This window comes from Ningiella ruwaisensis (assembly GCF_004798935.1).
In the GTDB taxonomy this organism is placed as follows: domain Bacteria; phylum Pseudomonadota; class Gammaproteobacteria; order Enterobacterales; family Alteromonadaceae; genus Glaciecola; species Glaciecola ruwaisensis.
This window is the reverse complement of record NZ_RAHT01000002.1, coordinates 192,428-216,519: the sequence shown is the minus strand read 5'-3', so window position 1 is coordinate 216,519 and position 24,092 is coordinate 192,428. Positions and strand designations below refer to the sequence as shown.

19 protein-coding genes are annotated in these 24,092 nt (G+C 40.7%); 11 read left to right on the top strand and 8 right to left on the bottom strand.

The window, feature by feature from the left end; translation table 11 throughout:
- The first annotated feature begins 1 nt into the window (after window position 1).
- The 7 genes from D6V41_RS04395 (at window position 2) to D6V41_RS04365 (ending at window position 8,270) form a co-directional block, all read left to right on the top strand.
- Entirely contained in the window at window positions 2-1,108 is a 1,107-nt protein-coding gene (locus D6V41_RS04395; protein WP_136250266.1) for a glycosyltransferase, read from the top strand.
- Window positions 1,101-2,201: a glycosyltransferase gene (locus D6V41_RS04390; RefSeq protein WP_136250265.1), complete on the top strand. Its 1,101-nt coding sequence runs from the start codon at window positions 1,101-1,103 to the stop codon at window positions 2,199-2,201. Before D6V41_RS04395 ends, D6V41_RS04390 begins: the two co-directional genes overlap by 8 nt.
- Entirely contained in the window at window positions 2,198-3,439 is a 1,242-nt protein-coding gene (locus D6V41_RS04385; RefSeq protein ID WP_136250264.1) for an O-antigen ligase family protein, read from the top strand. Before D6V41_RS04390 ends, D6V41_RS04385 begins: the two co-directional genes overlap by 4 nt.
- Window positions 3,436-4,449, top strand: a complete 1,014-nt coding sequence (locus tag D6V41_RS04380) for a glycosyltransferase (RefSeq protein WP_136250263.1) — start codon at window positions 3,436-3,438, stop codon at window positions 4,447-4,449. Before D6V41_RS04385 ends, D6V41_RS04380 begins: the two co-directional genes overlap by 4 nt.
- Complete coding sequence (locus tag D6V41_RS04375) at window positions 4,449-5,726, top strand: UDP-N-acetylglucosamine 1-carboxyvinyltransferase (RefSeq protein ID WP_136250262.1); 1,278 nt, start codon at window positions 4,449-4,451, stop codon at window positions 5,724-5,726. The genes D6V41_RS04380 and D6V41_RS04375 overlap by 1 nt, the downstream gene beginning before the upstream one ends.
- 2 nt (window positions 5,727-5,728) lie before the next feature.
- Entirely contained in the window at window positions 5,729-6,697 is a 969-nt protein-coding gene (gene murB / locus D6V41_RS04370; protein ID WP_136250261.1) for a UDP-N-acetylmuramate dehydrogenase, read from the top strand.
- A 223-nt stretch (window positions 6,698-6,920) separates the two neighbouring features.
- Window positions 6,921-8,270: an asparagine synthase-related protein gene (locus D6V41_RS04365; RefSeq protein WP_136250260.1), complete on the top strand. Its 1,350-nt coding sequence runs from the start codon at window positions 6,921-6,923 to the stop codon at window positions 8,268-8,270.
- Between the two features lie 97 nt (window positions 8,271-8,367).
- Here D6V41_RS04365 and D6V41_RS04360 read toward each other — a convergent pair whose 3' ends face one another.
- The 8 genes from D6V41_RS04360 to D6V41_RS04325 all read right to left on the bottom strand — a co-directional run bounded on the left by D6V41_RS04360 (window position 8,368) and on the right by D6V41_RS04325 (window position 19,396).
- Window positions 8,368-9,213, bottom strand: a complete 846-nt coding sequence (locus D6V41_RS04360; protein ID WP_136250259.1) for a sulfotransferase domain-containing protein — start codon at window positions 9,211-9,213, stop codon at window positions 8,368-8,370.
- Window positions 9,214-9,279: 66 nt separating this feature from the next.
- The gene (locus D6V41_RS04355) at window positions 9,280-10,713 is read right to left on the bottom strand and encodes an oligosaccharide flippase family protein (protein WP_136250258.1); all 1,434 of its coding nucleotides are present in this window, start codon (window positions 10,711-10,713) and stop codon (window positions 9,280-9,282) included.
- 161 nt (window positions 10,714-10,874) lie between these two features.
- On the bottom strand, window positions 10,875-11,480 hold the full coding sequence (locus D6V41_RS04350; RefSeq protein ID WP_136250257.1) for a hypothetical protein: 606 nt from the start codon (window positions 11,478-11,480) through the stop codon (window positions 10,875-10,877).
- Between the two features lie 169 nt (window positions 11,481-11,649).
- Window positions 11,650-12,354, bottom strand: coding sequence for a sulfotransferase family 2 domain-containing protein (locus D6V41_RS04345; protein ID WP_136250256.1), 705 nt, complete (start codon window positions 12,352-12,354; stop codon window positions 11,650-11,652).
- 16 nt (window positions 12,355-12,370) lie between these two features.
- Window positions 12,371-14,473 (bottom strand): right-handed parallel beta-helix repeat-containing protein, encoded by a 2,103-nt coding sequence (locus D6V41_RS04340; protein WP_136250255.1) that lies wholly within the window; start codon window positions 14,471-14,473, stop codon window positions 12,371-12,373.
- Window positions 14,474-14,608: 135 nt separating this feature from the next.
- Window positions 14,609-15,259, bottom strand: a complete 651-nt coding sequence (locus D6V41_RS04335; RefSeq protein ID WP_136250254.1) for a hypothetical protein — start codon at window positions 15,257-15,259, stop codon at window positions 14,609-14,611.
- Window positions 15,260-15,447: 188 nt separating this feature from the next.
- Window positions 15,448-16,875, bottom strand: a complete 1,428-nt coding sequence (locus D6V41_RS04330) for a mannose-1-phosphate guanylyltransferase/mannose-6-phosphate isomerase (protein ID WP_136250636.1) — start codon at window positions 16,873-16,875, stop codon at window positions 15,448-15,450.
- A 136-nt stretch (window positions 16,876-17,011) separates the two neighbouring features.
- Window positions 17,012-19,396, bottom strand: a complete 2,385-nt coding sequence (locus tag D6V41_RS04325; RefSeq protein WP_136250253.1) for a bifunctional diguanylate cyclase/phosphodiesterase — start codon at window positions 19,394-19,396, stop codon at window positions 17,012-17,014.
- A 274-nt stretch (window positions 19,397-19,670) separates the two neighbouring features.
- Between D6V41_RS04325 and D6V41_RS04320 the strand changes: the two genes are divergently transcribed.
- From D6V41_RS04320 to D6V41_RS04305, 4 genes are all read left to right on the top strand, one after another.
- Window positions 19,671-20,228 (top strand): heme NO-binding domain-containing protein, encoded by a 558-nt coding sequence (locus tag D6V41_RS04320; protein ID WP_136250252.1) that lies wholly within the window; start codon window positions 19,671-19,673, stop codon window positions 20,226-20,228.
- Window positions 20,229-20,250: 22 nt separating this feature from the next.
- Window positions 20,251-22,221: a response regulator gene (locus D6V41_RS04315; RefSeq protein WP_136250251.1), complete on the top strand. Its 1,971-nt coding sequence runs from the start codon at window positions 20,251-20,253 to the stop codon at window positions 22,219-22,221.
- Window positions 22,215-23,450 (top strand): response regulator, encoded by a 1,236-nt coding sequence (locus tag D6V41_RS04310; protein ID WP_136250250.1) that lies wholly within the window; start codon window positions 22,215-22,217, stop codon window positions 23,448-23,450. Before D6V41_RS04315 ends, D6V41_RS04310 begins: the two co-directional genes overlap by 7 nt.
- 151 nt (window positions 23,451-23,601) lie before the next feature.
- Window positions 23,602-24,084 carry a GbsR/MarR family transcriptional regulator gene (locus tag D6V41_RS04305; RefSeq protein ID WP_241664423.1) on the top strand — a complete coding sequence of 161 codons (483 nt, stop codon included), beginning with the start codon at window positions 23,602-23,604 and terminating at the stop codon, window positions 24,082-24,084.
- Window positions 24,085-24,092 lie beyond the last annotated feature (8 nt).

Here is a 24,092-nt window from a genome sequence, read left to right as displayed (position 1 = left end):
TGTGCAACATATTCTATTTTTAGAGAAGTGGCACTCCCACAATGGCGGAATACAGAAGGTAAATACAAATTTAGCTTCTGCTATGCGTTCGCAGTCAATAATGACAACATTTTATGTATATAAGACAAGTGGGCCGCATCGCGAGGGGTTTGACAAGCTTAAATCGACGTTTAATGCAGTCACTCCTCCTCAAGAGACAGGTTTTTTGAACAAGTTAATGCATCTTTATTCCACAATTAAGTCGCAGAACGTAACATGTATTGTAGCTGCCACCGAAACGGCAAATATTCTTGCTGCACTCTGTGTACTGCGTTACCCAAAGCTGAATGTCATTTATACGCGACACTGCGCATTTGACGTTGATGGTCAAAAACTATCGCCTAAAAAAATCAAATTGCTTTATAACCTATACGCCCTTACAAACAAGCGCATTGGTGCAGTTTCGGAGTCTTTGGCACAGGAAATCAGGTCTCATTTGCTCATTAATAAATCTTGTGTTCATTTTCTCCCAAATGCGGTGGTTAATGCCGAAATCGATTGTTTAGCAGATAAAGAACAAGACAATCCTTATATAGGAACTTCTTATTTTTGTGCTGTAGGAAGACTGACAGAACAAAAAGGTTTTGATTTACTGCTGGAGTCTTACGCGATAGCGCTTTCCAAGAGCAAGGAAGGAACTTTGCCCAATTTAGTTATTGTGGGCGACGGTGAGCTCAAACCAGAACTTACTAAGCTGGCAAAATCGCTTAACATTCAAGACAAGGTCATATTTCATGGCTTTACGCCCAACCCTTACGCCATTATCAAAGGCGCGCAAGCGTTTCTTCTCTCTTCACGTCACGAGGGGATGCCAACGGTAATTATTGAATCGATGTTTATAGGCACGCCAGTTGTAAGTTTTGATTGTCCGACGGGCCCTCGAGAACTTATTGAAGATGGGGTAAACGGTATTCTTGTTGAAAATGGGAATGTTGCCGCATTTGCAAACGTCCTAACTACCGAATCATGGCGAACGCTGCATTGTGAAAAGAGCTTTGTTAACCAATTTGAAAATAATCATGCTGCAAGTCTTTATTTAAACCATTTGTCTGGTGCAGCTCATGGCTAAAATAACGATAGTTTTACATGATTTGCGAGGGGGTGGCGCTGAAAAAATGATGGTGCGCCTGGCCAATCAATTGGCTACCGATGGAGACGAGGTTAGTATGATACTCATATCTAAAGGCGGCGTTAACAAGCCCTATCTTTCAGATAAGGTGAATCTATTTGAACTTAAGTGCAAGCGAACACTTTCAGCTTTTGGACCACTGAGACGCCAACTCAAAACGATAAACCCCGATGGCATCTTGGCTGTGCTTACCCATATAAACGTGATTACAGCAGTCGTTGCTTTTTCTCTTGGTTGGATTAAAAAGCTTAGCGTAAGTGAAAGGAATGCATTTTCGCTAGATAAAAAGGTGAACAGCAATTTTGTGATGAAAACAGCGTATGGCCTTGCTCCATTTGTTTATCGCTTTTTACCAAAACCAGTCATTGCGGTTTCGCAAGGTGTAGCAAAAGACTTAGTTGATACAACCGTAGTAAAACAGAAGAACGTTATAACTGCTCCAAATCCTGTAATTACAGAAGAATTAAAACGACTGGCACTTGAGCCTGCATCGCATCCATGGTTGCTAAACAAAAAAGCGCCAGTAATTGTTGCTATCGGGCGGCTGAGTTATCAAAAAGGCTTCGATATGCTTCTTGATGCATTTTACAAAGTAAGAAAGCAAATCGAGTGTCGATTAGTTATTTTCGGGGAAGGTGATCTTCGTCAAAAACTAAATGAGCAAATAAGGTCATTAAACCTAGAAAGCGATGTTAGTTTGCCGGGATATTCTGAAAACGTGATTGCAGAGCTGAATTATTGCGATTTGTATGTTCTCTCATCACGGTTTGAAGGAAGCCCCAATGCAATTGTTGAAGCAATGGCGGTAGGAACAAAAGTAGTTGCCTTTGATTGCCCCCACGGAGCCAGAGATATTCTTCATCACGGCAAATTAGACTACTTAGTTACTTATTTAGATGTGGACAAACTTGCAGGCGCGATGGTGGATGCGCTAAATCAGAAAGATTTTAATAAAGAGGCGCAAATTGATGCAGTGAAGTGTTTTGAAGCCAGCAATTCTGCGCAGGTTTATAGAGAGTTGATTTTGTCATGAGAATTGCAGAAAACGATATTTTCAAAGGATTGTTAATTCTCTCTCTTGGATTTTATCTTTCTATCATTGGGTTTGGCGAAAACTTGCTTACCGGTGGTGGCGGTGGAATCGAAAGCTCTAAGTCGGGTAGCATCGTTAATCAAATAACGGGTTTATCTCTTCTGGGCATTTGTGGAATTCTCGTCTGGAAAAGCAGACGTTTGTCTATCAAAAATCTTATTAAGATTGGCTGGCCAATCTGGATTCTAATTACCTATTTTATTCTTTCACTGCAGTGGTCGTACGCTCCAGCAATTTCATTGCGAAGAGTTGTTGCATTGTCCACTATGGTAGTGACTTGCTTATTACTAGTGCGATTATTTGAACCTGTTAGCCTACTGAGAATTTTATCAAATGCGATCGTTTTAACTGTGATATTGGGATTGGTTTATTCAATTGTTGTTGGTGCAAATATTTCAATCGGGTTGACAGACAGAGCATCAGGATTCAGAGGAATATTTAACGATAAAAATGCTGCGGCTAGAATCTATTCTTATGGCGTTTTGCTGTTTGTTGGTTTAGGTCGTTACAAAACTAAGTTTGATATTTTTTGTTTACTGCTGCTTGTATTTGCCGTGGCGGCATCGCAATCTGCAACCGCTGTTGTTATGTCAGTATTTGGTAGCGGTTTAATCATCTTATTCAAAATGTTCAAAGGTAAAAACATACAAAACAACTTACTGCGCTTTGTGCTCCTTATTGTTGTCCTATGTATCGGTTCATACATCGTGAATATAGCTTACGAATATATTTTAGGTCTATTAGGAAGAGATCCCTCATTGACTAACAGATCTATCATCTGGAGTTTAATCGACCCACTGATCGATAACGAATATCTCTTAGGCTATGGCTACGGTGCATTTTGGGTAAGTGAAGGCGCGGTTCCCTTTATCGAAAGATGGGGTTTTATTGGGAACGCGCATAGTGGTTATAAAGAAATAATGCTGCATGGCGGTATTATTGGTACCTGCATCCTTTTGTTTATATTAGGCTATCAAATTAGCAAGGCCATTCGTGTTTATATCTCGCCCTATCACTCTGAATTGTCGTCCTTTTTATTGATGATGGTACTGATGCAAACCGTAGTAAACTATATCGCCTACATCATTATTAATCATAATAGTGTTGATATGTTTCTTTATCTGATTTGCTTTTTTATGATTTGCTATCAGTCCCAACAAAGCGGGCGTGAAAGATGACCCAATCAACGAAAGTGTCGATATGTGTGGCGCAGTATAATCGAGCAGATCGAATAAAAAGTTCGATAGGATCATTACTAAATCAAGCGTTTGATGATTTTGAGGTAATTGTGGTAGACGATGGCAGCCCAGATCCTGCCGTGCAAGTAGAGCTTCAAAAACTATCGCACGAACGATTAACTGTTGTAAGGCAAGAAAATACAGGTTTTGTAGGTGCAATGAACCATGCGATTCGCCTTGCGAAAGGCGAATATATTGCGATTCACGGCGCTGGAGATATTTCCTTGCCGCTTCGTATAAAAACACAGTCCGAATTTTTGGATAAACACAGCGACGTAGGTTTAGTTTCGTGCTTGTTTGATAACGTTGTAATGGACGGCAAATATGCCGGAAAACGAAACTCTAGGCCAAAACCTCATGTTGTAACAAAGGACCACTTACTTGCTTTTGACAACCCATTCAGCCAGGGCGAAGTAATGTTCAGAAAGGTTTTGTTTGATAAGGTTGGTGGTTACCGAGAATATTTTAAGTACGCGCAAGACAGAGATCTCTGGTTACGGATGATTGACCACACAAAAATGCGTATCATCCAGGAAAAACTGTATGAGCGTGGCATTTTTGTCACTGATGGCGTGGCTGCCAGCATTGAGAAAACGATGCTGCAGAAATACCTGGCTTCGTTAGCACGCGACTGTTACGAACAAAAACTTTCGGGTAAAGGAGATTTAGTCGAAAAATATGATGTTCATGCAGCGTTTTATCGCTCGCCCGATCCTTTGTTAGCAAAATATTTTGCAAGGCAAGCTGTGGAAACAATGCTACGAGACAATATGCCAGATGCGCTTGTTCAAGCTAATTATGCCATCCGTGAAAGGAAAACAGTCTATAGCGTATTGGCTGTAATTGTAATAAACATCTGCAGAGTAACAATAGTGCGCAAAATTATACAGCGTGGCATTGTGACAATTTACCCCAATAGCGCTAAAAAACACAAACTTGAGGATAATTGATGAAAGCAATAATTGAAGGTGGACAAATTCCGCATGGAAAGATAAATGTGAGTGGAGCAAAAAACTCTGCCACTCGACTGCTAGCAGCATCAATTATTTCAGACGGTGAAGTTGTGCTTAAAAACTTCCCTACACAATTAGTTGACGCAAAACATAAAATACGTTTTTTAAAAAACTTAGGCGCCGAGATTACGGTGGATGAAAACGAGGAATCGCTTACCATTAATTCGCTTTCTCTCAAATGTAAAGAGTTAGATGACTATGATTATCCAATAAGAACAACTTACCTGCTTGTTGCTGGCCAAATCAAGCGTAGCGGTGAAGCGCTCATTCCTTACCCAGGTGGCTGTAAAATAGGCAGTCGAGGATACGATCTTCACATCATGGTATGGGAAGCTTTAGGGGCTGTAGTGAAAGAAGAGCCTAATTTCATCCGTGTAAAAGCTAATGAATTTAAGGGAGGAAAAATTCGCTTTCCGATTTCCACTGTAGGTGGTACAGAGAACGCGCTTATTTGTGCATCGATGGCGAGTGGTACGACTGAAATTATAAATGCTTACATTACGCCAGAGATTGAAGATTTAATCGACTTTTTACAGCGGATGGGCGCTGAAATTACCGTAACCGGCAATAGTCATATTACCGTTATGGGCGTTACTCAAAGACTTAAAGGCGTAATTAAGTCAGTAATGTACGATCGAATTGAAGCGCTTACCTGGCTAGTATATGCGGTAATGGCGAAAGGGACGCTGATAATAAACAATGTGCCCTTTGATTCAATGGAAGTACCGCTACTACACTTAAAAAAGGCGGGCATCGATTTTATGGCTAATTCTAATAGTATCTACTACAGCCCAGACTGTTTAATTAACGAAAGAGTTCAGCCTTTTGAATTAGCCTGCGGTGCGCACCCGGGCATCATTTCAGATATGCAGTCTTTTTATACTTTGCTTGGCATTATTGCCGACGGGGACTCGCGTATTTTTGATTACCGATATCCTGAGCGGATTGCATACGCGCAAGAGCTTAATAAGCTACTCGCTACGGATATTATCGAAGCAGAAAAAGGCAAAATTACTACGAGAGGGCCGGGTGTATTTTCTGCAGGCAAGGTCGTTTCAACAGACTTACGCGGAAGCATGGCACTTGTTATGGCTGCATTGTGTGCAAGTGGTACATCTGAAGTAGAAAATGTTGAAATGGCCTTGCGTGGCTATAATAACTTGCAGAAAAAGCTTTCATCCATTGGTGTAAATATAACCGTGGTAGATGAATAGCCATGTTAAATAAGGCGATCCAATTATTTCAGCAGAAATTAGGGCATATATGTTCACAAAATGTGCCTTGCAAAACTTTTAGTTACTGGAAAATTGGCGGACCGGCCGCGCTCTTGGTTGAACCTGAATCTATTAACGAACTTGCCACTGCAATAAAGCTGGCGAATACATTTGAAGAGGTGCCTTACCTTGTAATAGGTGACGGTTCAAACATGCTCTACGATTCAGAGGGATTTGACGGTATTTTAATTAAGATTGGCAATAAGCTTTCCCGAATGGATATTAAAGGCACTACAGTAATTTGCGAGGCGGGTGTTTGGGTGCCCGAGATAACCTATCGTTGCAGTCATTATGGCTTAACTGGAATTGAACACATTTGCGGAATACCCGGCAGAATAGGTGGGCTCATTTATATGAACGGTGGCGCTAGCAGACGTTCTATTCTGGAAAATACCGAAAGTATCGATTTAATTAACAAGCACGGTGAAATAGAAACCGTTACTAAAGATGATTTAATCTTTTCTTACCGAACATCCCCCTTTCAAAACGATCCGAGGATTATTGCCAGAGCAACATTTAAGCTTTCACAATCTACACGCAAGGCTGTTCGCTCGGAAATTAGAAAGATATTAGCATCCCGCAGAAGTAGATTCCCTCGAAAGTTACCAAATTGCGGCTCGGTCTTTTTATCGAATCCCAATATGTATGAAACAATTGGACCGCCCGGCTTAGCTATTGAAAGAGAAGGATTAAAAGGCACCCGTAAAGGAGATGCCCAAATATCTCCTCAGCATGCTAACTTTATTGTTAATTTAGGAAACGCAACAAGTGATGACGTGCTTTATTTAATAGCGCTCTGTCGACACAAAGTGTATGAGTCAACAGGCTTCAAAATGGATTGTGAAGTAAGGTATTTGTCAAAACGCGGCGAATTGATGCAGGCGCACCAGCAAGCAGAAAATAGCCTCTAAATTGATGAACTTTCGATAATTCACATAATTAAGTGCTTAACGTAGGTAACATAAAAGTTTTTAACTAAAATTGATATTTAAAATGATTTTCTTTTTAGAATTGGGGCTAAACACACAACATCTTTAGCCAACAAAGGTGACTACTTATCTCAATCAGATTGATTATGGAGATCGAGCGGTTGAGAAAGTGTTACTAAACCATTTAGTTGGGATTAAGAGTAAAATGGACACAATAAAAACATTCGAGAGTGTGAATTCTTCCACACTTTCTGAAGCAGACTATGCGAGTTTCTTGGTAAACGGACAACTGGCAGAAGGACATCAGTTACCAAATGAGTTTATTAAATATAAACTAGAGGATTTTAGCCCCAGAATTGAGGCAAGTAATTCGAGCGATATCTTGATTGATAAATTATGGTCTACTCTAGAAGAAACGGTTACGCAAGCATATGAAGGAAGAAACATCATCTTGCCCCTGTCAGGTGGATATGATTCTGCTTGTCTACTTGGCTTACTCTTAAAACGAAAGTCAGGTCAGATTTTCTGTTTTTCATTTGATTCAAGGGAAACGAGGCCAGGCTCAGATGCCGACATAGCGAAAAAGCAGGCGGAAAAAATGGAAGTTGAACACAGGACTTTCTTTTTCGAAGATCATTCGTTGTTAGACATCATTCGAGCAAATGCCGCGGCAGGTCCCTGTCTGCGGGATGTAAGTTATGAGATTCACGCGTATAAAAAGGCATTTGAATATGCTGAAAAAAAATTTGAGAACCCTATAGCATTATTTGGAGATGAGGCAATGGGGTGGGTTTCGATGAAATTGCAATCTAACAACGATGTATTAGGTTCAATCGGGTTAAGATCGAGTAAAGCATTAAGTAAGCTTAATGTCTTGTCTGATGCGCACAAACACACTTTAATACATGCTTTAGACCGGTCTTATGAAAGTATTATCGAATCGAGCGAACATATCTCTAATAACGATTGTAAAAAAGACTTTTTGTATCAGAAGGTTCGTCTTCCCTATAACTTATTGCCATTGCGCAAGCAAATTACTGGTCCTATTATTCCTTACGCAATGCCACTTTTAGATAAACAGGCTTTGAATGTTATTGAAGAGTGTGGGGTAGAAGAGCGCTTAGATAAAAGCTTATATGTAAAAATGCTCAATAGGAAGTTACCAGCAATTTTTTCTATTCCTAGAACAAATCAGTCCCAAGCTACTCTAAATGTCAGACAAAAACTTATAGATGAAGCTAGTAGTATCAAAACGTTTATACTCGAGCAGAAACTTTGCGTTCCGAATCTTCTCTCAAATGAACAACTCGTTTCGTGGCTTTCACAGTTGCTATCCGACAATGATGAAGAATTAAAAAAGGGTTCAAAGTCTGCCTTAAAACCTATATTTCGCTCGAAAATTGTAGAGATTCTAAATGGCAGATTTGTTCCTAGAATTCTAACTACAAAGCTCCGGCAACGACTGTATAACCCATTTAACTCAGGCCCAGATGAGTACACAATGTTTTTGCGAGCTTTGGTGATGGCGATTACATGGGATCGCCAAATAGAATAGCTATAGCCCGTTAAGTGCTTTCGCAACTATAACTTAACGAGCTGATCTTATTAAATAAGATCGGTAAGTTACATCATGGCGATTTATAGAGATTGAATCACGGTAGAAATGATGAACATTCGTGTTTATTAGCCCATGCAAGTTGCGCCTCCTCATAGCCAAAATAACGATTTATCTCTATTAATTCCGGGTGCATGGCCAAAGCTTGCTCGACGGTGTCAGCGTCTTGCTTATTAATCTTCCATTTAGAATCGTGTTTAGTAATTCCGCTGTACTCATGGCCTTTGGAAATGTTATCACTTGAGGAATAGGGTAGTGATTTTGATTTAGAGTAATCAGCAGGAGATCTGGTGACTTTTAATTCAAAGTTTTCCAAATAATCTTTTATAAAACTGGGATCGTCTGTTAATTCTTCATATTTAATTAGCTGCAGCGTAATGTTGTCGGGTGTATTTTCTAGCACCTTTCGTATTTGATCATAAAATGCCTTTATGCCGTTACTTTGAAGCTTGCCGTTACTCGAATCTAATTTCCAATCGTATCCCATGTAATATTTATCAGGTAGCATTTGATGTTTAGATACCAGTAAATCACGGACATCCCTTACACAAATAAAAACGAGAATCTTCTTTTTTCGCGGATTGTTATCACTGACTTTTTGAACATTAAATATATCTTTGGGTAACTTTGTAACAAAGTCCCCTTTTTTTAATATGACCTTTAAAAAACTCGCTTCTTTGGAAAAATGATTTTTGTGTCCGGTATATGGCTCGAGCTCAGGACATATGCCTGAAACTATATTAAACAAAAGAGAAGTCCCAGATCTTGGGAGTCCGCAGATTATTAGTTGCTTATCTTTAGCAGTGCTTGGTTTTATATTAAATACAACACGAAGCCAAAAACATTTAATTTTCCATGCCCATCGCTTCAACATTAATTTCATAGTAATGAATAGCTTGCGAATGAGAGGGTACTTATATTTATAGCTTACGATAGGCTCATATACAATTTATGACGAAATAAAACCTTTTAACTGCCGAATTAATTTCGATTCCATGAGAAGAATAGCAACCGTATAGATAAACGCGCCTACAATTATTAGCGTCAATAAATTCAAAAGGGAACTTTGCGTAAAAGTGATATAAGGCTTTCCAAAATAAATTACCAGAAACATAAGAAACGAGGCAAAACTACTGGGAAACAAGACTTTAAAAAGCGCTGTAAAGGAATTTGGATAGATACGATCGACCGCTGTTAAATTTGCTAATGAAAGACCGATTACTCTCAGCGCAAGCGCTACAATAACTGCTAACAAACCAAGCTTTGGTGCTAAGAAATACAAGCAAATCAACGCGACAGCAGTTGATACCAATTGCCCCCTAAGTGCGAACTTGGTTTTACCGTAGGCCACAAGCACGCTAGGAAGAAAAAGAAAATACAGGTTGATAACAGTAAGTAATGCTATACCGATTAAAATGGGAGTCGAAGGCGCCCATTTGTCACCAAATAGAATAAATAACAATTCGTCTGCTACTGCTGCAAGGCCAACAAAAAATGGCGCAATAAAAATTAAGCCAAGTTTTGTGCTTTGTAAAAAAAACTCTTTCAAATCGTGGCCAGCATGAAAACGTTGAGAGTAAACCGGATTTGCATACCCCATTAACGCCGTTACTATAGCACTTCTTGGTAGCTCAACTAGTCTATTTGCAAAGTTGTAAAAACCCACTGCGGCAGTACCTAGCGTACCTTCGATAATTAGTATCGTACCTTTTGTGTACAAACTGGTATTCAATACTTTTAGCGACGCTGGTATCCCTATTCGGAGTTGTTCATGTAGCCAGTCTTTTTCAAAAGAGAAGGGAAGTGATCGCTTCTCGATTATGAGTAAAAGCAGTGTAGAGCTAAACGCCATGGCAACGGCTTGAGAAACAATTGCAAATTCGCCGTATCCTTTAACCGCAAGGGTTATTCCCACAATCATCCCAACTATTTTGCCCAGTATGGTTCTATTTGCTAATGAGCGGAATTTCTTTTTCCGACGCAGGTGGACTATATGCACACGGCTGGCTGACTGAAGAGGAATTAAAAAAACAGCAACCAAACCCGCTAAAATAACGATGTTTTCATCAAAATACGCGTAATAGGCTAAAAAGATAAGAACAGAAAAGATACCGCTAACAAGTAATAGCGTCCAAAAAGCAGTGCCATCTTGTTCCTGCGTAATAGCGTCGAGCCTAATCATTGAACTGTCTACTACAGCTATCAGGAACTTTGAAATAAATTCCACAACCGTGAGAAGTAAAACGCCTATACCTAGCTGAGTGGGAGTAAGATATTTAGCGTAGATTAAAAATGAGATTATCGATAAAAATACAAGGCCAAACTTTTCAAAAAACACCCAAAAAAGGCGAATAAATCGATTTTTAACAAGCGTGTTCGGCATTAAATTTTCACAGTGAGTAAGTTAAGAAAGGCTCTTGGGAGCAAATCATCATCCATAAATTAGTGCTTTTATATTACATGGTTTTTTGATTGCTAACTACGAAATAGCGGGTTAAGGCAAAAAAAAACCAGCCGAAGCTGGTTTTTCAAAGTGCTTGATAATTATTTTCTTCTTAAAAATCCTAGAGCAAGAATTAAGCTTAGCAATCCGCCTAAAGCAGGTGCACTAACAGCTTGCATTTGCTTTGTTCCCGTCATTACTAATTCTCTGATTTCAACGTTAGTATTTTGCAATCCTGTGATGTCAATTTGGAAACCAATTGCATCTACAAAACTACCTGTCCATAAATCAATTGTTGCGAAGGAGCCCGTTACTAAACCAGAAAAGAACAATGAAGTTGAGCCACCCATATCATCAAACAACGTTAGCGTTAGCGATTCAATTTGCTGTTCAAACTTAGAACCCCAATCGGTAGCAATACCGAATGATTCTACTGTAAACAAATCATCAAAAGACGCGCTGATGGTAATCGGGTCACTGGGTGATACGCCTGGACCAATACCTGTAAAACGTTCCATTGCAACTGTTGTGCTAAAATTACCGTCTAAAAGTGCGTCAATATTGTTAAAAGCATAGCCACTTGGCCCAGCAACAGTGACTCCACTTACACCCCCAGCAATATCGTCAAACGAAATCACTGCAGCGTTAGCACCAAAGGCTGAGACTGAAAGTGCAACAGAGGCGATAAAAGCCTTAATGCGATTCATATTTATCCTTATTGTTTGAATATGTAAATTAATGTGTACCTAACCAAAATTATGCAAAAATCATGCTTATATTTAACTGACTGATTTTATTGGTAAAAATATACTATAGGCAGTTTTGTGTAAATTATCTCGACACTAAACTAAATAAAGTCGCTTGGCTTAAAACGAGTCAGCGACAAACCAGGCTACAGTGCTCCTCAAAGCGATAGTTAAATAATGCGATTTCTTCTTGATAATAATTGTCGATAAATGCTTTGGCCTTAAGGCTGATTGACTTTTTTGGGGCCTCATTCTCAGACGATTTAATTTCATGTGGTAGTTTTTTATCAGAAACATTCAATCGCTCACAAATTGTTATAAAGTCTTGATTAAGTGACTCGAATTTTCCTATAAAGTCCATATCGATAGCGCCACTATAGTTTTTCAACCAGTACGTCTGAGGTCTTAAATAACCTGTTCCTGCAAACTGTTCAATAAATGTTTCAAAGTCTATTCCCGCAGGAATTTGATAATTTTTTTGATGGATCTCATCTCTCATCGCATTCTTGTACCACGAAAAAGCTCTGTCCCACGGATTTCTAACAATTGTAAACTTGAAGTAGTTTTTATACTGCGCTTTGCTGACGGTTAATGCATTATTCGGATTGCTTTGCGTTCGTGTATATTCTCTAAACCTGCGAATTGTATCTTTTAGGTTGTCCGAAGAGCTAAATGCTTTAAAAATGGGAAAAGGTTTTTGAATCATTCTTACGCTTCGATGATCTTGTCGGCCGCGAGAATGGCTTGCATCAAAGTGTTCAAAGGCGCTTTCGATACTCGTTCCTGCGCATTTTGGTATGTGAATAAAAATACATTGATACTTATGAGAAATCATTTTTGTCCTTACGTCGCTAATTCTCTTTTTGGGCCTGATAAGCTCCCACCAAAAGCTTTTGAATATCCTTTTGCTCTGAATTTTTTAAAGGAGACTTTATTAAGGCTCGTTCTGAAAAATTTGGAATAAGTTCTTGTTTCTCAATTTTGAGAATTTTAGGATTCGTATCTTCTTCATTTGCTAGCATAGCATTATTTATACCTAGCGGAACCTCTCTGCTCTCAAGAGACTCAGAAAAATACATACGTTTTTTACTTTTATGGTTGATAACTAAATCCTGCATGTACTCATTCAAAGAGAATTCGCTTCTATCAAAAATCGCGTATCCTCTTTTAGACGATCGAAAATGATTAAGCACAAAAATATTATGTTTAGTATTTACCCAAAACGTGCTGTCTCCTCTTATCCCGCCCGTGGCAATCCCATTTGAATTAACATCAATATAATTTTGAAAAATATGTGATTGCCCCGCTGGAGCAGAAAACAACCCGCCCATTTTAAAGGCTGCCCAATGACTGCCTCTCTCATCTCCTAAATCCACGATACTATTATTGAAGATAAAATTTGGACCGCGCATATTGGGCGCAAGGCTTATTCCACAATATCCCTGCCGAAGCACATTGTCGTACACCAAAATATTTGCCTGAGAGCCATCAAGCTCAAGCAGATCATCATTGGCATACTCAAGCAGATTGCCATAAATTGCAGAATCGCGGATGAATCCGCCTAAGGGCCTAACATTTGCTCTGGTTTCGATTACATCATTAAATCGCTGATCTGGCGCGCCATAAAAGTGATTATTTCTGATGATGTATTGCCCCTGAAGCTTTTTGTCTGGGTGATTTGCGCTTATTAGCATTGCGCTAGCACCCCTTGGATGACCATGTCCCCAATGATTTGCAGCTACGCGGGGTGAATGAATCTTACAATTTTCAATTGTGACAACACCGCTTTTAATTAAAAAAATGCCAGCGTCATAGTTAATTGGCTTATCATCTTTAGTTGAGGCATAACTTTGTCCTTTGATAACTACCGAAGCTTCTCTCCCAAAATCACTAATATCGCAGCCGTCGATCCAGATATGATGCGCTTCGTTAGCGCTGATCCCATATCTTTTGCCACCTTTGACCGTAATATTTTTCAAGATAATATGACTCTGGCTCCCTAAAAATAAAGCTGCATCAGCTTGCTCATTTGCAATGACTGGAACATCGCCTATGATTTTTATCCATTCTCCCTCTTCTCGCTTGAAGGTAACTTGAGAGAGATCTAAATCGCCTCCCTCATAGATATCGCTTAATAATATTGTGTTTTTGGGTTTAACGTGAATTTGAGTTGCTCGTGTCTTAAAAGAGCTTATTGCCGGGATCTTATTTGGTATTTTATTTGATTTTTTATTCGAGAAAGTATCGCTCAATTCAAAGTGAAAACGCACTTCATAACTCGAATTAGCATCAAGATTGACAAGACTCGTGCTATACGAACCCGAGACAGGATCATGTCGTAAAGGGTAGCCGCGTCTCCATTCATCAGAGTGCAGCGGCCTAAAATCGATTTTGATTGCCTTTGATGCCTTGATCCCCTGCAAGCGAACTGTCGCTGAATGAATAAGAGGGACAATCTCGATGTTCGCGACGGGAGAGGTTTTTTCTAACAGAAAAAGCTTAGGATCTAGTTTTGTAAGTTTAAAGGCAGATTTAAAGTCTTCAGAAAATTCCTCAGTGTTAACTTGCCTGAGGATTGTGAATTTTTCCAAAGGAAACAGCCCCATTGCTAAGCCAACAATCGTTGCTCGTTTTTCAGTTGCTTGATTGTGTAAATAGTCTTTAAAGGTGTCAGGATTTTTAGATACAGACAAATGTGCTATCAGATGATTAGTAATATCGATATTTTGAAGAGCCAGCAATCTAGTTCCTTCAAACACTCTGGATTGAGGAATAAATGCTTTAATTTGTTCATTGCTGAGGTGTTTATACGCTTTGTACTGAGTAATTAGTAAATTGCCCGGAGAAGAGCTTAATTTGCTTTCAGGAGATTCAAATATCGCGCAAGATTGCATTAGGCTTAAAAAAGCGATTATTAACAATAAGGAGACGCGACTTTTTCCCCAGTTAAACATTTGCGGCGGCTCATTAAGCGATATTTAATAGACAATATAGTATTTAAATGGTGAAAGCTAAAGCAAAAAAAAACTACCGACAATTGCGGTAGTTTTTTGTACTTATTTAAAAAGCGTAAAGAGTGTTAAAACTGACTACTTGCGTCTAAGACGAATGGTGGCAAAAAGCGCTAACCCTAAAAGCGAGGCAATTGCAGGCGCGTTTACGTTTGCCGTTCCCGATACAAGGTTAGACGTGCTCAGCGCAATGTCAGGCATAGTGGCAAACTTTAATTCTCTGATTTCAAAATTCACTTTATTCACACCACGCACATCTACCGTAATTTTATTTACACCGGCAAACAAAACGTCTGAGAACAAAAATATTTCGTCCCAGGTATTCACGTCAAGTCCGAAATACTCATAGGTTACCGCATATCGTCTTGTACCATCATGGCCGTCAAATCTTACCGCCAAGTCCATGACTTGCTGGTCAAGGTGATAACCCCAATCATTGAAAAATGAGAAGCCTACGACATTTGTCGGAGCAGTAAGGTTCGCAATGATTTGTAGTGGATTAGCAGCAGAGAGTGCGTCTCCATCATTTCTGTATCCAATAAACCGGGTACTTTTACGCTTTCTTGTAATTCCGTCGAATAGCGCATCTTCGTTAACTGCTGTCCAACCTTCAGGAGTTTGTACAGATATTGAATCAATATCGTCGGCTCCAATAAATGCGGCATTCGCATACAAACTTAATGAAGCAAAGCTTCCAACCAAGACTACTTTAACCAAGGTTTTTAACATATACATCTCCAAACTGAACTTCCGTGTGTTACGTGTCGCAATTTCGCTACACTTCTTAATCGATTTACCAGCAAAAATCGTACCTAAATCATAACTACATGTTTAGTATAACGTTTATACAGAGTTTTGGAGTAAAGTTTGAGCGAAATCGTTAAATTGTAAAAAAAATCGACACGTCAGACCTCTGTCTAGTTAGCCCGCCCATACCGATCTGAAAACCGCACAATATCATCTTCACCCAAGTAAGATCCTGATTGCACTTCAATCAAATCCAAGGGGATTTTACCTGGATTTTCTAGTGCGTGAACCGCACCAATTGGAATGTAAACTGACTCATTTTCGGTAATAAGCTGCGTCTCATCGTTGATGGTGACATTGGCTGAACCGCTCACTACTATCCAGTGCTCAGCTCGATGATGATGCATTTGCACAGAAAGTTTTTCACCCGGTTTTACTGTGATCCGCTTAACCTGGTATCTTGCGCCGTTATCGATAGAATCGTAACTGCCCCAGGGTCTAAACACTTCCCGATGAAACTCAAACTCGGGGCGCTTTTCAGCCTTGAGTTTATTCACCACATTTTTAATATCTTGTACTTTGTTGCGGTTAGCCACCATAACCGCATCTTTTGTTTCAACTACCACGACATCATTTAGGCCAATCACCGAAACCAGTCTTTGCTCTGCGTTGATATAACTGCCCTTAACATCTTCTAGCATCACATCGCCAATGCACACATTATCATTTTCGTCTCTTGATGAGGTGGTATCCCATAAAGAACTCCAACTGCCCACGTCGTTCCAGCCCGCATCGAGACTTACCATGCAAGCATGCTTGGTTTTCTCCATCACGGCATAGTCAATCGAATCGTCAGGACACTGAGCAAAGGCATCTGCATTAATGCGTAAAAAGTCCATGTCGGCTTGAGTTTCAGCCACTGCTGCCTCACAGGCCTTATAAATGTTGGGGCTATGTATTTTTAGCTCCTCTAGATAAACGCTGGCTTTGAACATAAACATGCCCGAATTCCAGAAATATTTGCCCGATTCAAGATATTTCTGAGCGGTTGCCAAATCGGGTTTTTCTACAAATTGAGCAACGTGCTTACCTAGGCCTTGTTCATCGGTATTTTCGCCGGCCTGAATGTATCCGTACCCTGTGTGAGCCTCTGTAGGCACAATACCGAAAGTAACGAGTTTGTTTTGCTTGGCAAGCGCCTGCGCTTTATCAATGGCTTGTGCAAACGCTTTGTGGTCTTCAATGAGATGATCGGCAGCCAGTATGAACAGAATAGGGTCTTCAGCATCTTGCTGAGCCCCTTTTATCGCTAATAAGGCAGCAAGGGCGATTGCAGGTGCGGTATTACGGCCGAATGGCTCCAGCAATATACCTTCGTGATTAATGTTGGCTCTCAGGAGTTGTTCGGCGGCTAAAAAACGATGATCTTCGTTACAGATCACTAAAGGAGAAGACACGCTTTCTTGCGGTAAGCGCAAGATGGTGTCTTGCAACATAGTGTTGCTCGATGTGAGTGCTAAAAATTGCTTGGGTAATGCAGCGCGCGACTTTGGCCAAAGTCTGCTTCCTGTGCCGCCTGCTAAAACAACGGGCTTAATCATTAATTATGCTTCCTTGAGTCTGATGATTCATCGACTTAAATCATAACAAGGAATGCTTGTAAGAGGTAGGCTAAATACGCACTTTACTGTGTGTAAAAGCCTATACCAGTGCTTACCAGAGAACCGTGAGCGCCTATGCAGGCGTTTGCTTAAGCTGCAAACCTTTTTCGCAATAAGATTCTATCCATTCAGCAGCTTGTTTGCGATTTACTGGTCTGCAAATCAGATAGCCTTGCCCCCAATCACAGCCGAGCTCTGCCAATAATGCCAGGCTTTGCGCGTCTTCTACGCCTTCTGCTACCACTTCCATTTCAAAGTTTGTTGCAAGCGCTAAAATGGTTTTACATATTGCCTGATTTTCTTTCGATTCGGCTAATTGATAAATAAACGAGCGGTCTATTTTCAGCGTATCGATGGGAAGTTTGGTTAAGTACGAAAGTGAAGAATAACCTGTCCCAAAGTCATCTATCGCAATTTTAAAACCGGCATCTTGCAATACTCTGAGATGTCTAACCGCGTTGTCAGGGTTTTTTACAATCACTCGTTCAGTTAGCTCTAACAAAATGGAAGTGGCTTGAATATCATGCTCAACCAGCTGTTGCGCTAAAAAGCTGGGAAGTGAGCTATCAACTACATCGTCAGCACTGATATTAAGCGCAAGTTTAATGTCCGCTTTTACATGGTCAAAAGTTTTAAGGTCACTGAATGCCTGTTTAACAAGCCAACGGGTAAACAGTTCAATAAATCCGGCATGTTCTGCAATACTGATAAATTCATCTGGTCGCACATCGCCGAGGGCAGGGTGGCGCCATCTTGCAAGGGCCTCTAACTGTATGCCGGGTTTGCCATCGAGGCGAATTTTAGGTTGGTAAACGAGCGAAAGCTGTTCGCTATTGCTTTCAAGGGCCTGTTTTAATTCAGTAATGACTTGCAAGCGTCGAAAGTATTTTTGCTCTTGAGCCGCTTCAAATCCCAGTAATAATTTACGCGTAATTTGCGCTTCATCAATTACAATATTGAGTCGTTTAAATACTTCTTCTGAGGTGATAGCGTCGTCGGGGCAATGCAAAATACCCACTGCAGTTTTCAATTGTATGCATATTCCTTCAAACTCTACGCTTTCTTCAATGTGTTCTTTAATGGCTCTGATAGCTTCAACGCTCAATGGAGATTCGGGTATCCATATAATTTCACCGCCAGTCACTCTTGCGGTAATGCCGGGCTTTTCTGAGATGCGCTTCGCCAATTGCTTTAAGCACTCGTCGCCATATTCATAGCCGAATACGTCGTTAATGCCTCTAAAGCCATGAATATTAATTCCAATTACCTGAAATCGCTTGTTTTCAGCTAAATAATCATCAATCACACTGGCAATATGGCTGCGATTATATATGCCGGTTAAGGCATCAATTTGTGCTTGCTTTGTGATGGTTGCTTCACGCTCTTCTACAGCCTTTTTCATAGATGTAAATGCTGAAAATAAGGTGTTTACTTCTTGTGTGTAAGCGCCATGTTCCAGCGAGTGCTGATAATCGCCTTTGGCAATCGCGTTGGCATCGAGAGCGAGTTTACGCAAAGGTTTAGTAATACGGGTTGCCAAATAAAAACCAAGCAAAATTGATAAAGCCACGCCAACTAAACTTATCAATGCGATGCTTCGCTGTAGCGCAATAAAGTTTTCAGATACGCGCTTTGCATTAATTGCCAGATAACTCGTAACTTGCGTCGAACCGGGTGCATCCAGTGCAACGTTTTGGGTATAAAGGTCCTGCGCCCCAAATATCACGCGGTGATTAAACAAATGCCAATAGTTATCGGTGACCTGCCATTTGCGCAGTTGTTCGGCGCTAATGGCATCATCGCGCGAATACACCAGCTCACTTTGTTCATCTCCATACACAAAGGCCAGGCGCATACCCAGCGCATCGCTTAAGGAAGACAAGCGTTTAAGGTCAAAAAGGTAACTGACAAACAGGCCTGGCAAGTTCATATCCGTTTGTTCATCTATAGACAGCTTAACTTGGCTGACGGGCAACGATACAGGTTGAATAAATCCCCAATAGAGTTGCTCGTTTAGAATATAGAAGCTGTTTTGTGAATCGAGAACATTCGACGCATTTGAATCTAAAAAGGCTTGTAGATGTGCGCTAAAGGTAACGCTTGCGTCATCCTTAACAAGGGAATCAGGCGCATCCGGAAAAAATAAACCAATCTGGCTAGCTTCCAATTCCAACAAAATCGATTGCAGTTCTGTCTGAAAAGTGTTGTGCGGATGGTTGTTGTCAAAAATAGCGATGTTCGCATTTTCGAACAGCAGTAATGCCTGCTCGATGCGTTCATTTTGAAAGCTGGAGAGTTCTTTTTTAAAACCATATTCTGCGCCTTTCAGCCCAGAGGATATATTTTTATGAACGGTCTGACTTAAATTGTTCCACACCACTGCCAGAATAATAACAGCGGTTGCTAGCACAATAAGCGCTATCAACTTCGCAAATTTAGCGTGAAGTGTGTTTATCATAAAATTTTATTTATCCGTCCTGGTTCGAGTAAAACGCACGATTTGTATCTACATAAAAATTTAAGCATTAGTTTATGGTTGCTACAACGAAAGTGCTCACTTACAAACCCGAGTTTGCATTTGTATCACAGGCGTGATGCTAAAAAAAGCAAAAGCAATTAAATGTAAGCCCTTGCCTGTAAATAGAACAAAAAACCTAAACTGCTTAATTAATATTAACTATCGCCGATATTTGAAATAAGTTGAATAAAAGTTGAACAATTTGGCAGATTGAATGAAAGGCTTAGTTTTCACCGAGTTTATGGAGATGGTCGAAAGTAAGTTTGACATGGATATGGTCGATACCTTGATTGATAACACATCGCCTGCATCAGGCGGGTGCTATACTGCGGTTGGCTCTTACGATTTCCAGGAACTTGAGAACATGCTTATCGAACTGTCCAGGCAAACTGGACTCGGTCGTGCGCAGTTGATGGAAACGTTTGGCAGACATCTTGCGAGTGTGTTTACAGAAAAATATGCCGGTTTTTTCATTGAAGCGGGAAGTTCTCTGGCGCTTTTTAAACAGATTGACAAACACATTCACGTTGAAGTGAAAAAGCTTTATCCCGATGCCGAATTGCCCGAATTCTCCTATGAGGAAGCAAATGAGTGCGCTCCCTTTAAACTTCACTACCGCTCACAGCGCGACCTTTCAATGCTCGCGTTTGGACTAATAAACGCGACCATTGAGTATTATAGCGAGAGCTTTGATGTTTACATGCAGCAGGGTAAGGACGGCGATAAGCATATTTGCACCTTCACTTTAACACCATGCGCTTATGCGGCTTAAAGCATGGTAGAAAAGGGTTAATATGGAATTAGAAAAATATCAGCGGCGAATAGAGCGTGAACGCATTGCGCGCAAAGAAGCTGAGCGCTTGCTGGAAGAAAAAGCAGCAGAGCTTTACGAAAAGAACCTTGAACTATTCGCGCTAAGCGAAAGCCTTGAGAAGCTGGTTGCTGACAGAACCGCGCAAATGCAAAAAGCACGGGACGACGCCTTGGCTGCACTTAAAGTAAAAACCGATTTTATCGCCAATATGAGTCATGAGCTGCGAACGCCATTAAACGGCGTGCTTGGTGTGCTCATGCTTTTGCAAAATGAAAGCTTAAATGAACAACAGCATGAATTATTAGATGTGGCCGAATCGTCAGGCAGGCATCTGCTTGAGGTTATTAACGACATACTGGATTTTACCAAAATTGAGGCGAATAAAGTGCAGATTGAAATGGCGCCGATTGATATTCGCCCCTTTTTCAAAAACGCGATTGCTCCCTTTATTTTGCAGGCAAAGCAAAAAGGCATACAGCTGAGCTTTCATTGTGCCAAGGAAGTTGACGCATGCCTTTTGAGCGACAAATTACGCTTAACGCAAATACTCACCAATCTATTATCCAATGCCTTGAAATTTACTACTGAAGGTGAGGTCAGCGTCAGCTTTCATAAGTCAGGCGAGAATATGTATCAATTAGCCGTTGCCGATAGCGGTATTGGTATTAGTCAGAAAAATCTTCAGGCGGTATTTTCGGCGTTTGAACAAGCCGATACCAGCATCACACGGGAATTTGGTGGCACTGGCCTGGGTATGAATATCACCAAACGTCTTGTGGATATGCTAGGAGGAAGTATCGACATTGAAAGTCAGCTTGGGGTAGGTACCACATTTTATGTTGATATTCCCATGAAAGCAGGTGAAAAAGCAGGTGAAAAAGCGGCTAAAGCGCTTTCAACTGACGTAGCCGGGGTTTCGGGCAAGACACAAGCGAATGCTGCCACGCTTATGCTGGTAGAGGATCATAAGGTCAATCAGATGATTGCCAAAAAGCTGCTTGAATCCTGGGGCTTTACGATCATTTTGGCAGAAAATGGCAAACAGGCACTTGAGCTTTTAGGTACTCTTGAAGTTGATGCAGTATTAATGGACCTACAAATGCCGATTATGGGAGGAATAGAAGCCTCAAAGCGAATACGTAAAGAAGGTTTAATACCCTCATCAACTCCCATTATCGCAATGACAGCGCACAGCACCCGTGCGCACATCGACGAATGTTTACAGGCCGGTATGCAAGCGCATATTTCAAAGCCGTTGGATAAAGATATTTTGTATCAGGTGCTACAGCGTCAGTTAGACGCTAAATTCAATGAGCAGCAAAATAAGATTCCTGTTGCTGCAAGCTTGCCAGATATTGAGATTGCATACGTAAACCTTAAAGACAGCCTGCTTCGAGTGAACGGAGACTGGCCAACGCTGTTTACTTTATTAAGCCGTTTTTTGACCGAATTTAACGATATAAAAGCGCAATTGAGCCACGCCGAGCAAAACAATGACATAGATGCAGCAAAAGCGATATTGCACAAACTTAAAGGCAGCGGAGGGAATTTAGGCTTAAATTCGCTATCTGCGCTTGCCGGAAAGTGCGAAAACGCTTTGCTAGAAGGCACTTGGCCAGATGAGCAAAGCATTGAGCAGCTTGAGCATATCCTGCATGGAGCACTCGAATCACTTTATCAGCAGCAGGATCCCAATCATGCCAAAACGCAATTGCCAAAAGTACAAGTTGATGCCGCTCAGGTTTTACAACAAATAGAGCAAATACAAAGTAGTTTAAAACAGGACATTTTTGCTGCTGAAGATGCATTTAAAACGCTGTTGACCTATGCATTTGATGATGAAATAGGTGAATTGCTTAATCAGGCAGAATTTGCCATGCAAGCCTTTGATATCGAGCGTGTTTCACTTGCACTTGCAAAAATAAAACAACGAGTAAAAACAACATGTTAGATCTTGACGAAAATACAGGTTTAGATGCAACAGCGCATAAGCACCGCATTCTGTTAGTTGACGATTCGCCGAATGAATTGCGTATTTTAATGGAAGTATTAAAGCATAAATACGCGATTGTAGTGGCAACCTCAGGCGAGCAAGCCATCAATATGGTGCAAGAAGATAAAGATATTGAATTAGTCTTGCTCGATGTGAATATGCCATTGAAGGATGGTTACCAAACCTGCGCAGACATTCTTAAGATCTCGCCGGAAATGCCAGTGGTGTTTGTGTCGGCCAATGATTCAACAGAAGAAATTCTTAAAGGATTTGATGTGGGCGGCGTGGATTATTTGACCAAACCTATTGATACCAATGTGGTTGCTCGAAAAGTAGACGTGATTGTGCACGACCGTGAGCTTTTGCACCGATTACAGGATGAGAATAAGAGTACATCGGATATGGTGATGTCGGTGATCGCTAGCGCAGGGCACTTGGGAACAGTGCTTGGCTTTTTGCGAAGTGGTCTCAAAATCAAGACTCATGATGGCCTAATTAGTGCGCTTTTTGATGTGTTCGACAGTTTAAACATGGATGTATGCGTTCAGCTTAAAACACCGCAAGGTACTATATATCGATCGTCTCGTTCTTCTCGCTCCTCTTGCTCCACTCATAACGACAACGCAAACATCACACCGCTTGAAGAGGATTTGCTTGAACGCGCCAGCCGCATGCAGGGCCGCTTTTTAGAGCGGGGAAGCCGTTACATTGTAAATTTTGAAAGTGTGGCAATTATTGTAAAAAATATGCCTACCGATGATGAAAATTTGCGCGGCGATTTGCGCGACAATTTAATGATGATTTTAGAAGATACAGACGCGCTCAACAAAAAATTATCAAGCGATTCCAAAGCTGCTGTAAGCACCCATCATCCCGCGCGACAAGGCAGTCTTGAAACTACTCAAATTAAAGAGATGTTACAGGATATTGTCTCTACCATGCATATGCTTTCCAAACAGTACAAAGTTGATAAAGCCTCAGTGGTAAACCTGATTGAAGATTTAAACAGCGAGTTTGAAAACGCATTTTTTAAATTGGGTTTGCTTGAACAACAAGAAGATGAACTTACCTCAATTATTGCGTCTAAAACCGAACAATTTAATATGTACATGGATAAGAGTTTAGATACGGAAGAGGCGATATTCTCGATTGAGGAGCAGCTCGAAGTACTTTTATCCAAGTTATAAAAGCAGGCAGATACCAACAGACCCTAATAGCTCAAACACTGGCTTTACAATTCTTTACACTTTTAGGCCTTATTACCCTTTAAAATAGAAAGATTGTTCATATTGTTTAGTTTATACTGAACAATATGAAAGTTACTGCGGTTAAGGCATCATGAAAAAAAGCGTGCAAGACTCTAATACGATTGCTTCGTCAATGGATGAAGCAACGGCTCATACCATAGAGCACTTTATTGAAAAAATGGGCTTAATTGCTCAAGCTGATGGCCTGCCTAGAATAGCGGGTCGCATACTGGCAGTGCTGGTCATTTACGATGAGCCGCATAGTTTTACTGATTTGACTGAAAAATTAGCCGTCAGTCGAGGCAGTATATCAACGAATACGCGTTTACTGGTGAATCTTGGCTTAATCGAGCGAAGCACTAAAAAAGGAGAGCGTCAGGACTATTTTGTCTTGCGAGAGAATCCATATACAAGCCTGATGCAGGGAATTGAAGCTCGCACTCAGGAGGCTCGTGCTTTATTGAAAGCAACAAAATCAGACCTGCCCGATGTGCTCGAAGGTGCGCAAACACGCCTTTCTCAAATGCTTGATTTTTACAACAAGTTTTCTGAAGCAGTTAAATCGCTCACTTAAAGGTCACT

What these genes read in the sequence shown, in the direction of transcription:
- D6V41_RS04390 (WP_136250265.1), top strand. Translation starts at nt 1,101, where the DNA reads ATGGCTAAAATAACGATAGTTTTACATGATTTGCGAGGGGGTGGCGCT.
- D6V41_RS04385 (WP_136250264.1), top strand. Translation starts at nt 2,198, where the DNA reads ATGAGAATTGCAGAAAACGATATTTTCAAAGGATTGTTAATTCTCTCT.
- D6V41_RS04380 (WP_136250263.1), top strand. Translation starts at nt 3,436, where the DNA reads ATGACCCAATCAACGAAAGTGTCGATATGTGTGGCGCAGTATAATCGA.
- D6V41_RS04375 (WP_136250262.1), top strand. Translation starts at nt 4,449, where the DNA reads ATGAAAGCAATAATTGAAGGTGGACAAATTCCGCATGGAAAGATAAAT.
- murB (WP_136250261.1), top strand. Translation starts at nt 5,729, where the DNA reads ATGTTAAATAAGGCGATCCAATTATTTCAGCAGAAATTAGGGCATATA.
- D6V41_RS04365 (WP_136250260.1), top strand. Translation starts at nt 6,921, where the DNA reads ATGGACACAATAAAAACATTCGAGAGTGTGAATTCTTCCACACTTTCT.
- D6V41_RS04360 (WP_136250259.1), bottom strand. Translation starts at nt 9,213, where the DNA reads ATGAAATTAATGTTGAAGCGATGGGCATGGAAAATTAAATGTTTTTGG.
- D6V41_RS04355 (WP_136250258.1), bottom strand. Translation starts at nt 10,713, where the DNA reads ATGCCGAACACGCTTGTTAAAAATCGATTTATTCGCCTTTTTTGGGTG.
- D6V41_RS04350 (WP_136250257.1), bottom strand. Translation starts at nt 11,480, where the DNA reads ATGAATCGCATTAAGGCTTTTATCGCCTCTGTTGCACTTTCAGTCTCA.
- D6V41_RS04345 (WP_136250256.1), bottom strand. Translation starts at nt 12,354, where the DNA reads ATGATTTCTCATAAGTATCAATGTATTTTTATTCACATACCAAAATGC.
- D6V41_RS04340 (WP_136250255.1), bottom strand. Translation starts at nt 14,473, where the DNA reads ATGTTTAACTGGGGAAAAAGTCGCGTCTCCTTATTGTTAATAATCGCT.
- D6V41_RS04335 (WP_136250254.1), bottom strand. Translation starts at nt 15,259, where the DNA reads ATGTTAAAAACCTTGGTTAAAGTAGTCTTGGTTGGAAGCTTTGCTTCA.
- D6V41_RS04325 (WP_136250253.1), bottom strand. Translation starts at nt 19,396, where the DNA reads ATGATAAACACACTTCACGCTAAATTTGCGAAGTTGATAGCGCTTATT.
- D6V41_RS04320 (WP_136250252.1), top strand. Translation starts at nt 19,671, where the DNA reads ATGAAAGGCTTAGTTTTCACCGAGTTTATGGAGATGGTCGAAAGTAAG.
- D6V41_RS04315 (WP_136250251.1), top strand. Translation starts at nt 20,251, where the DNA reads ATGGAATTAGAAAAATATCAGCGGCGAATAGAGCGTGAACGCATTGCG.
- D6V41_RS04310 (WP_136250250.1), top strand. Translation starts at nt 22,215, where the DNA reads ATGTTAGATCTTGACGAAAATACAGGTTTAGATGCAACAGCGCATAAG.
- D6V41_RS04305 (WP_241664423.1), top strand. Translation starts at nt 23,602, where the DNA reads ATGAAAAAAAGCGTGCAAGACTCTAATACGATTGCTTCGTCAATGGAT.